General features: G+C 73.2%; 8 protein-coding genes and 1 pseudogene. 5 read left to right on the top strand and 4 right to left on the bottom strand.

Features of this window, described 5'->3' with window-relative positions; genetic code table 11:
• Positions 1-305 precede the first annotated feature (305 nt).
• Both KN815_RS40310 and KN815_RS40305 read right to left on the bottom strand, forming a co-directional pair.
• Positions 306-1,682 (bottom strand): M64 family metallopeptidase, encoded by a 1,377-nt coding sequence (locus KN815_RS40310; protein WP_216346754.1) that lies wholly within the window; start codon positions 1,680-1,682, stop codon positions 306-308.
• A 151-nt stretch (positions 1,683-1,833) separates the two neighbouring features.
• Positions 1,834-3,192 (bottom strand): alpha/beta fold hydrolase, encoded by a 1,359-nt coding sequence (locus KN815_RS40305; RefSeq protein WP_216346753.1) that lies wholly within the window; start codon positions 3,190-3,192, stop codon positions 1,834-1,836.
• A gap of 109 nt (positions 3,193-3,301) precedes the next feature.
• Here KN815_RS40305 and KN815_RS40300 point away from each other — a divergent pair, with 109 nt between their 5' ends.
• Positions 3,302-4,720 carry a helix-turn-helix domain-containing protein gene (locus KN815_RS40300; RefSeq protein ID WP_216346756.1) on the top strand — a complete coding sequence of 473 codons (1,419 nt, stop codon included), beginning with the start codon at positions 3,302-3,304 and terminating at the stop codon, positions 4,718-4,720.
• Between the two features lie 487 nt (positions 4,721-5,207).
• Positions 5,208-5,876, top strand: coding sequence for a response regulator (locus KN815_RS40295; RefSeq protein WP_216346752.1), 669 nt, complete (start codon positions 5,208-5,210; stop codon positions 5,874-5,876).
• Here the strand turns inward: KN815_RS40295 and KN815_RS51110 are convergent.
• Positions 5,842-6,108 (bottom strand): hypothetical protein, encoded by a 267-nt coding sequence (locus KN815_RS51110; protein WP_253209547.1) that lies wholly within the window; start codon positions 6,106-6,108, stop codon positions 5,842-5,844. The genes KN815_RS40295 and KN815_RS51110 overlap by 35 nt on opposite strands.
• On the opposite strand from KN815_RS51110, the gene KN815_RS40290 reads away from it, so the two are divergent.
• Positions 6,086-7,303: a sensor histidine kinase gene (locus KN815_RS40290; RefSeq protein ID WP_253209546.1), complete on the top strand. Its 1,218-nt coding sequence runs from the start codon at positions 6,086-6,088 to the stop codon at positions 7,301-7,303. The genes KN815_RS51110 and KN815_RS40290 overlap by 23 nt on opposite strands.
• Before the next feature lie 134 nt (positions 7,304-7,437).
• On the opposite strand, the gene KN815_RS40280 is transcribed toward KN815_RS40290, so the two are convergent.
• Positions 7,438-7,815: an STAS domain-containing protein gene (locus KN815_RS40280; RefSeq protein ID WP_216346755.1), complete on the bottom strand. Its 378-nt coding sequence runs from the start codon at positions 7,813-7,815 to the stop codon at positions 7,438-7,440.
• A 311-nt stretch (positions 7,816-8,126) separates the two neighbouring features.
• Between KN815_RS40280 and KN815_RS40275 the strand changes: the two genes are divergently transcribed.
• Both KN815_RS40275 and KN815_RS40270 read left to right on the top strand, forming a co-directional pair.
• A complete protein-coding gene (locus KN815_RS40275; protein ID WP_216346750.1) occupies positions 8,127-8,711 on the top strand; it encodes a sigma-70 family RNA polymerase sigma factor in 585 nt (194 codons plus the stop codon).
• Positions 8,708-9,336: pseudogene (locus KN815_RS40270) on the top strand (hypothetical protein); the annotation flags it as partial. The gene KN815_RS40275 and the pseudogene KN815_RS40270, both read left to right, overlap by 4 nt.

Here is a 9,336-nt window from a genome sequence, read left to right as displayed (position 1 = left end):
CGAGGCCCTCGAACACCGGACCGTGGAGCCGCCCTTACGGGCGATTGAGCATGGGCGCGGCATGCGGGAACGTAGATCACGCCGATGTTAAAGGGGGCGGACCGCGGCCGCCCCCCATCGGGCAACTTCGCCCTCCGGCCCCTTGGTTCTTCCGGCCGGGGGCACCTCCCAGCGGTAGCTGGGGGAGGCTTTTGCGCCCCGGAGGCGAACCGAGCCTCAAAAAAAAGGGGGGCCGCCCCGCGGCGGGGGTCCACGGGGCGGCCAGTCAGGGGGGCGCAACAGACGGAGCGCCGGGTGGGGCTTGGTCAGTTGGTGACCTTCCAGGTGCGGGAGTCGGTCAGCAGCTTGCGCAGTGCCGGGTCCTTCACCGCTTTCGTGCCGTCCGTCGCCTTCGCGGTGACGGTGTGGGTCGCTCCGTCGCTCGGGACGCCCAGCGTGGCCGGGGTGACGCTGGTCTTACCCTTCGCGGCGCTGACCTCGACCCCGTCCACGTACCACTTCAGGGACGCGCTCTTGGGGACGCTCACCTTGATGCTCGCCGACCGCTTGAGGGCCGTGGTGGTGGCCGTACGGCTGCTGAGCACGCTGGCGTGGCTGTTGAAGCCCGCGATCATCGCCTCGCGGCCGGGGAGGCTGAACTCCCGCCCCAGGGTGCGCATGATCGAGTTGTCGGTGGGCCGGTTGATGCCCTTGGGGTAGTAGCGGCCGCCCTCGTAGGCGCCGACCGTGCCGCCGTCGGGCGAGGTCTGGCCGATCCAGCGGTACCACTTCTTCTGCTGGGCGGTCATCTGGGCCGCGGTCAGCTTCGTGGCGTTGCCCTCGCCGGGCTCGGCGCCGGTGTAGGTGCCGTACTCCGGGTAGAAGTACTCGTCGGCCAGCTTGCCGAGCGAGTGGCCGGTCTCGTGGACCGCGATCTGGTCGGAGTCGGGGTGGTCGGAGGAGGCGGTGGCGATGCCGTCGTAGCCGACCTGCGAGGTGAGGGTGTAGCCCGCGCCGCCGTACTTGGTGGAGTTGCCCAGGACGACCACGAGGTCGGCCTCGGGCGCCTTGGCCGCGTACGACTCGACCTTGGCGGTGTCGACGCACAGCAGCCGCTCGATGTCGTCGCACCAGAAGTACGAGCCGAGGGCGGTGTCCTTGACGACGTCCTTGGACGGGTCGCCGGAGACGCCGGACTGGTTGGAGACGGCGTCCACGGTCCAGACGTTGAAGAGGTCCTTGTACGAGGCGTACGGCTCGACGGCGGACATCTGGTCCCACTTGGAGCGCGCGTCGGCCTGGAAGTCGGCCTGCTGGCCCGAGGTGTAGCCGTCGCCGATGATGACGACGTCCAGCTTGTCGGCCGTGGTGCCGTTGTCGACGAGCGAGGCGACCTTGCCGTCGGCGGCGGTCTCCTTGGCGGACAGCGAGCGGGCGGCGCGGCTCAGCCGCTCGGGGGTGGCCGCCGGGACCTCGGTGTGGCGGGGGTGGGCGCCCGGGCCGGTGAAGTACTCCACGTCCAGGGTGCGCTGCGACGAGGCGGCGCCGGCCGGACCGGAGGAACGGGACGAGTCGGCCGCTCCCGGCGAGGCGGTGGCAGGCGCGGTCATGGCTGCGGCCGCCGCCAGGACGATGCCTCCGGCGGCGGCCGCGGTGCGCAGGGAGATGCGGCTGCGTATGCGGCTCCGTATGCGTCTGCGCACGGTGACTCCCGAAGTCTTCGCGATAAGCGCCCAGTTAAGCAGGATTAATTCGCCGCTCAACCTAAGGGGTCCGAGGGTCGTGGGCAATGGTAATTAGGGAAGTGGCTAGGAAACCGGGCACCGCACAACCAAGTGGGGCCGTCACCCCTCGTCATCCCCGCTCGTCACGCGCCAGCCGCAGCAGCCGGTCCAGCACCCGGCGGCCTCCGGCCCGGATCCCGTCGTGCTCGAACTCGTCCGTCACCCAGGTGCGCACGCCCCGGATCGCCCGGGCGGTGGCCAGGGAGTGCGCCGTGTCCACGTACAGGTCGTCGTGGTAGATCACGGCGGCCACCGGCACGGTGTTACGGGCCAGCCGCTCGGTGTCGTACAGCGGGCCCCAGCCGGTGCGTTCGGCGAGCAGTTCGGCGGTGCGGCGCAGCGGGCGCAGCGCGGCGTGGGTGTCCAGCATCCAGGGGTGCACCGTCTCGCCCGTAAGGAGCACCGGACGGTCCTCGGTGACCGCCTTACCGGCGTCGAAGGCGGGGAATTCGGCGCGGATCCGCTCCGCGGACCAGTCCGTGGCCCGGCCGTCCTGGGCGTAGGTGGGCTCCAGCAGGAGGCTGTAGAGCGGGGTGGCGGCGCGGGAGAGCACCGCCGCCGCCTGCTCGCGGAAGGCGTCGCCCAGCCGTGGCCCGTCGGCGGTGGGGACGAACGCGTCCTCCAGGAGGTAGTGCAGCCGGTGCGATCCGTCGCCGGTGCCGAGCAGGATGCCGAGCTGCTGGAGGGCGGGGGCGGTGAGCCGGGTGCCGTCCGTCAGCACCTCCTCGTGGTCGGCCAGATGCCGCACGAGGGCACGGACGACGGCGGCGTCGCCCGGATAGCGGGCGTAGTGGGCGAGGATCTTGCGTTCCATCCGCGGGTAGGCGGTCCGGTAGACGGCGTCCACGTCGGTGCCGGGGTCGATCGCGGGCAGTCCGCCGGCGATCAGGACCGCGTCGAGCCCCTCGGGCGCGTGGGACAGATAGCTCACGGCGCAGAAGCCGCCGAAGCTCTGGCCGAGGACGGTCCACGGGCGGTCCCCGATGAGCCGGCGCCGGATCAGCTCGCAGTCGCGGACGATCGCGTCGGCGCGGAAATGGGAGAGGTACTCGGCCTGTTCCGCGGGGCCGCCGCGCAGCGGCAGGGTCTGCCGGTTGGCCGGGGTGGAGCGGCCGGTTCCGCGCTGGTCGAGGAGGAGCACGCGGTATTCGTCGAGCGCGCGGTCGAGCCAGCCGTAACGGCCCACCGGACGGTCCGCGCCGCAGCCGGGCCCGCCCTGGAGGTAGACCAGCCAGGGGAGCCGGTCGCGCTCGGCACCAGTTTTCTCCGCGGCGACGACCTCTCGTGCGTAAAGCCGGATCAGCTCGCCCTCGGGAGCCTTATGGTCGAGCGGTACGTCGAAGTGATAGTCGGCGAGGAGCAGTTCCGGCTGACGGACGGTCGTCACGGCGCCCGGTCCGGCCGGTACCGCTGTGCTTGCCTGCTGCATCCTTCAATCCTCACGTTAAATGAAATTAGCCCGGCGCTTAAGCTACCGCCGGGGAGAAGAGGGCACGGTGGCCGACAGAAGCGCCGGTGACGGGCGGACGGCGGGAACGGTGGCGGGGGCGGCCGCGGGGGCGGAGTCGACCACCGAGATAGGGCGCCGGGTGCTCAGACTCCGTACGGAACGCGGCTTCACCCAGCGGCAGCTCGCCGAACCCGCCTACACCGCCGCCTATGTCTCCACCCTCGAGGCCGGGAAGGTGCGCCCCTCCGAGGCCGCGCTGCGCCATCTCGCGGACCGCCTCGGCATCAGCTACGAGGAGCTGACCACCGGCCGCTCGCCCCGGGACGCCACCCGGCTGCGCGCCGCCGTCACCGACGCCCGGCGGGCCCTGGCCACCGGCGCCGCCGAGGACGCCGCCGAGCTCTTCGAGCAGGTGCGGGACGAGGCGGAGCGGCTCGGGTTCGCCGAGGAGCGGGGAGCGGCCCTGCTGGGGCTCGGCGACTGCGCGCTGGAGACCGGTGACCTCACCGTCGCCCGCGACCACTTCCAGGCCGTGGAGCGGCTGCTCGCCGGGGAACCGCTGCCCCGCCGGATCCCCGCGATCCGCGGCCGGGCCGTGGCCCATCTCCTCGCGGGCGAACTGCGCTACTCCTGCTATCTGCTGGAGAGCGCCATCGACGAGCTGAACGCCTCCGGGCTGCACGATCCGTACGCACTGCTGCTGCTCTATACGGCGGCCATCGCGCCCTATATGGACATGGGGGCGCACGCCCGTGCCGTACGCGCCGCCGAGTTGGCGCTCGCGCTGGCCCCCAGCGTGGACGACCCGGGGCTCATCGCCCGGATGCACCGCGGGGTGGCCCGCACCCTGATCGCCGAGGGGCGCACCGCCGAGGCCGACGCCTCCCTGGCCAAGGCGCAGGAGCTGTACGAGCAGCTCCGCATCCACACCGACCTGGCGCACTGCCACTGGATGCGCGGCTATGTGCACGCCCAGGACGGCAATCTGGAGCGCGCCGAGCGCGAACTGCGCACCGCCCGGGACATGCTGGCCTCCAAGCGGGCCGCGCTGTTCACCGTGCAGGTCGAGGTCGAGCTGGCGGACGTGCTGCGCCGACGCGGCCGTACGGCCGACGCGGAAGCCCTATTGCTGCCGCTGCTGGCCCGCACCCCCGCCGAGGGGGCCGCGGACGCCCCCGGAGAGCCGGAGGCCGCGGCGGACGGGGTCGGGCTGACCGCGGACCGCGGCGCGGTCCACGCGGGCGGCGCCCACCGGCTGCTGGGTCTGATCGCGGACGAACGGGGCGACGTCGAGGCCGCGGAGGAGCACTACTGCGCGGCGCTGTCCCTGCTCGAACGCACCGGCGCCGCCGGTGACCTGGCCGATCTGTGCCGGCTGCTGGGCGATCTGCTGCGCCGGGAGGGCCGCCTGGAGGCCGCGATGGACGCCTACCGCACCGGGCTCGGCCACCGCGCCGCGCCCGGCACCACCACCCTGGGCCCGGCCCCCGCCGAGCCCCCCATGTGAGGCGTCCATCGGCCCCTCCCCGCCCCCGCCGACCGCCCACCCGGCCCCTCCCCGTACCTCCTCGGGGGCCGGGCGGCGCCTGGGCCACCGGTCGGACGACCGGCGCCCGGGTCACCGGTGAGGCGCCTGGTCGGGGCGCACCACACAGCGGGCGGTCGGAGAAACGAGTCAGGCCGCCGCGTGTGGGGGTCGCGGCGGCCTGACCGCGGCAACACTCCGCCTGCCGATTCCGCCGACCGCGCATCGGGAGGCACTCCGGCGCGTTCACGGGGCTGGGGTTTCGGGACGACCCCACGGGGTGATGCGGCTTGAGATCCACTCTGCCTGGTCGCGGCCGCCGGGGAAATCCACCATTGGGCGTCCGTCACCCCCGCCGATCGGCGGGGGTGTTCCCGCCCACTGACGGAGCCAACCACTCCATATTCGCTCGCCGATGAGGCAGGCTGTCCGGGCAATGGGCATGACAGATGAGGTGAGGGAGCGGCCGGTGATTCGTGTTGCTGTTGTGGACGACGAAGCGCTCGTACGATCCGGTCTGCGACTGATCCTGGGCACCGCCCCGGACATCGACGTGGTGGCCGAATGTTCCGGAGCCTCCGCGGTGGCCACGGTGCTGGGCAGCAAGGCCGATGTGGTCCTCCTCGACATCCGGATGCCGGATGCCGACGGGCTCACCGTGCTCAGACAGTTGCGGGCCGCGCCCCGCTCCCCCGCCGTCGCCATGCTGACGACCTTCGACGTCCAGGAGTACCTCGCGGCCGCGCTGCGCGCCGGAGCCGCGGGCTTCCTCCTCAAGGACACCGATCCGGAACAGCTCGTACGGGCCGTACGCACCCTCGCCGAGGGCGGCAGCGTCCTCGACCCGGCCGTCACCCGCGCCGTGATCGGCGGCTTCCTCGCCGCCGAGGCGGAGACGACGGCCGCCGAGGCCGTCGAGGCGCTCACCCCGCGCGAACGCGAGGTGCTGGCGCTGCTGGGCGAGGGGCTGGCCAACCCCCAGATCGCCGAGCGGATGGGGCTGGCGCCCAGCACCGTCAAGGACCATGTGCGGGCGGTGCTCGGCAAACTGGGCGGGCTCAACCGGGTCCAGGCCGCGATCGTCGCCGACCGCGCCGGGCTCGTCACGAGCCGGCCGCCGATAGGCGGCGCCCGATGACCGTCTCCCCGCTGCCGCCACGCAGTTCGTCCCCGGGCACGCCGGGCACACCGGGCACGCCGGGCGCCTCCCCGGCCTCGTCGGCCGCACCTGCCCCCGCCGCCCCTGCTGCCTCCCCGGCCGCCCCTGCTGCCTCCCCGGCCTCCTCCCTCTCCTCCGTCTCCTCGTCGCCGTCCGTCTCCGGCCGGTGGCGGCCGCCGCGCCGGGTCATGCGCTGGGGGTCGCTGATCATCCCCGTCCTCCTCGCGGTGGCCGACGCGCTGCTCGTCAACGGCGTCACCTTCGGGCTGGAGCTCAACGTCTCGCTGGTGGCGGCGGCCGCGCTGCTGGTGCGCCGGAAGCTGCCCGCGCTGGTCTTCCTGGTCACGCTGCCGGGGATCCTCATCGGCTACGTCTGGTTCGCGCCGATGATCGCCCTCTACACGGTGGCCCGGCTCCGCCCCGACCGGCGGCTGCTGGGGATCTCCGCGCTGCTGCTGGCCGCCGCGCATTTCATCCCCTGGCCGGTCTCCGACTTCGAGCCGACCGCGTACCGCCAGAACACCCTCACGCTCATCGACGCGTGCGTGACCTCGGTGGGGCCCATCGCGCTGGGCCTCCTGGTGCGTACGCGCGGTGAACTCGCCGCCCGGATAGAGGATCTGACCCGCAGCCGCCGCCACGCGGACGAGCTGATCGCCGAGCAGGTGCTGTCCACCGAACGCGCCCGGCTCGCCCGCGAGATGCACGACGTGGTCGCCCATCAGGTCAGCCTCATCAGCCTCCAGGCCGGGGCGGTGCAGATCAGCGCGGAGGACGCGAAGGCGCGGGAGGGCGCGCGGACGATCCGCGAGCTGTCCGTGCGGACCCTGGACGAACTCCGCCATATGGTCGGCATCCTGCGCGCGGCGGGCGGCGACCACGAGGAGCTGACCCCTCAGCCCCGGCTGGCGGATCTGCCCCGGATGATCGAACTCAGCGCGCTGAACGTCAACTTCGAGACGGACGGCGCGACACGGCGCCCGGGCCATCCGGAGGCGGTGGAACGGGCCGCGTTCCGCATCGTCCAGGAGGCGCTGACCAACGTCCGCAAGCATGCGCCGGGGGCGCGGGTGACGGTACGGGTGAACGAAGCGGAGGCGGCGAGGCAGGAGGCGGCCAACGGCCCGGCTCAGGAGGCTGAAGACGCGACTCAAGAGGCTCAAGAGACTCAAGAGGCGGCTGAGAAAGCCGAGGAGACAGGGGGCCTGCGGGTCGAGGTGCGCAACGGCCCGCCCGACGCCTCAGCCGTGGCCCCGGGGCTGCCGGGCGGCGGTCACGGCCTGGTCGGGCTGAGGGAGCGCGCACAACTACTGGGCGGCACGCTGGAGGCAGGGCCCACGGAGGAGGGCGGCTTCGTCGTACGGGCCGACTTCCCCAAGACCCCGCGCGTCACGGGAACGGCATGAGCGGGCCACGAACAGCCCGGGGACGGGGAGGCGGGAGAGCACCCCTGGACGGACGAGCACCCCTGGACGGACGAGCACCCCTGGACGGACGAGCACCCCGAGGCGGACGAGCACCCCGAGGCGGACGAGCGCCCCTAGGCGGACAGCGGGTCGGCCGCCTCCTCGTCGTCCTCATCCAGCTCCGTGGCCGCCCCCAGGTCGGGGTAGACGTCGAACAGCCGCCGCACCCCCAGCGCCGCCAGCACCCGATGCACATGCGAACCGTGCGCGGCGTCCTGCGGCGGCAGGATCAGCCGCAGCCGACCCGAGCACGACCGCATCAGCCGACGCGCGGCGATCAGTACGCCGACCCCGCTGGAGTCGCAGAAGCGGACCTCCGAGAGGTCCAGAACCAGCCAGTGGCGGCCCTCGGCGACCGCGTCGTGGATGTGCTGCCGGACTGCGGGCGAGGTCACCAGGTCCATCTCTCCCGAGACCTGGAGAACGACCCACTCCCCCCGCCGGTCCTCCATCACCTTCAACGTCACGCGCCCGAAGCCCTTCGCTCGCCCCTAACCGGAATTTGCTGTTCACGGGCGGCTGCCCGCCCGTCAGCGCATGAAACTCCCCCAGGCATACGCCTTGAGGGACGACCCTATGCCGCGCCGAAGCGTTTCGTCTCCTCGATGCTGCGCAAAGCGACCGCGCCAATACCATGCGCGGCCCGTTTCTCGCGCACTTTGCCTGATGGACGCGTGTTGTGTGAGCAACCGGCATTACATTCGATATGAACGTGGGCATAGTGCCTGGAGGGCCGGCCGGACGACTCGGGAATGGGGGCCGCATGACCAATGACGCACCGCCCCGCTGGGACCGCAGGATGCAACAGCGCCTGGCGCGCGGCGAAGCGGCCGCCCTCGCCGAGCTTTATGACCGATTCGCGTCACTTGTCCATAATCTGGCGCATCGGGTCCTGGAGGACGAGACGGCCGTCGACCGCGTCACCCGGGAAGTCTTCGGCTACGTCTGGGAGAACCCGGACGCGTACGACCCCCAGCAGGGCTCGCTGCGCGCCTGGATCGCCATGCTCACCCAGCGCCAGGCGGTGCACCGGCTGCGCGAGTCGCAGAGCGCCCCGGCCGACGCCGACGGGGACACGCTCACGCCCGAGGCCCTGGAGGAGCGGATCCGCGAGGTGTCCGTGGCCGCCCGTGCCGACTACATCGTCACCTCCATGCCCGCCCCACTGCGCGCCGCCCTGGAGCTGGCTTACTTCGACCGCCGCGACTACCGCGAGGCCGCTGCCGCCCTCGGGGTGACCGAGGACGAGGCCAGGCGCCGCCTCCGGCTCGGCCTCCAGTTGCTCTCCACCGCTCATGTCCAGCCGCCTCGCGCGGTCTCGCCTCCCGGCTACGGACGGGCGCTGTGACCGGGCGCGGCGGGCCGGACCCGTACGACGACGCCTACGGCGAGAGCTCCGGCCCCGGGGACGGGGACGGGAGAGACGGGCCCGGACGGGGCAGCGACCCGGGTCTGCCGTCCCACCCCGCCGGGCCACCCCGCATACCGCCGCCGCGGTCGGCCGCCGAGGACAGCGGCCACTGGCCGGGCGCCCTGGACGGCGGAATCCCCGCCCCGCGCCCGCCCACCGCGGACGAGACACCGGCGGAACGGACACCGGGGCCCGCCCCGGAACCCTCCGCGAACCCCGAGCCGGAGCCCGCCCCGGAACCGGCCCCGGAAACCGCCGCGAACCCCGAGCCGGGGCCCGCCCCGGAACCGGCCCCGGAACCCCCCGCGAACCCCGAGCCGGAGCCCGCCCCGGAACCGGCCCCGGAACCCCCCGCGAACCCCGAGCCGGAGCCCGCTCCTGGCCGTGGACAGGAGCCCGTCCTGGGCCGCGAACCGGAGTCCAACCTGGGCCCCGACCAGGAACCGACACCGGGCCCCGACCCGGAACCGGCCGTAAGTCGCGACCCGGAACCGGGCCCCGGCCCGGAGCCGCCCGCCTCCGCGCCCCTGCCCGCGCCCGCGCCCGCACCACCGGCACCGCG

This window comes from Streptomyces niphimycinicus (assembly GCF_018883605.1).
Classification (GTDB): Bacteria; Actinomycetota; Actinomycetes; order Streptomycetales; family Streptomycetaceae; genus Streptomyces; species Streptomyces niphimycinicus.
The sequence above is the reverse complement of the archived record's forward strand: the minus strand, read 5'-3'. Positions and strand labels throughout refer to the sequence as shown.

Bases quoted from the DNA above. Each gene is read 5' to 3' on its own strand.
- KN815_RS40280 (WP_216346755.1), bottom strand. From the start codon at position 7,815: ATGGAGGACCGGCGGGGGGAGTGGGTCGTTCTCCAGGTCTCGGGAGAG.
- KN815_RS40290 (WP_253209546.1), top strand. From the start codon at position 6,086: ATGCGCTGGGGGTCGCTGATCATCCCCGTCCTCCTCGCGGTGGCCGAC.
- KN815_RS40275 (WP_216346750.1), top strand. From the start codon at position 8,127: ATGACCAATGACGCACCGCCCCGCTGGGACCGCAGGATGCAACAGCGC.
- KN815_RS51110 (WP_253209547.1), bottom strand. From the start codon at position 6,108: ATGATCAGCGACCCCCAGCGCATGACCCGGCGCGGCGGCCGCCACCGG.
- KN815_RS40305 (WP_216346753.1), bottom strand. From the start codon at position 3,192: ATGCAGCAGGCAAGCACAGCGGTACCGGCCGGACCGGGCGCCGTGACG.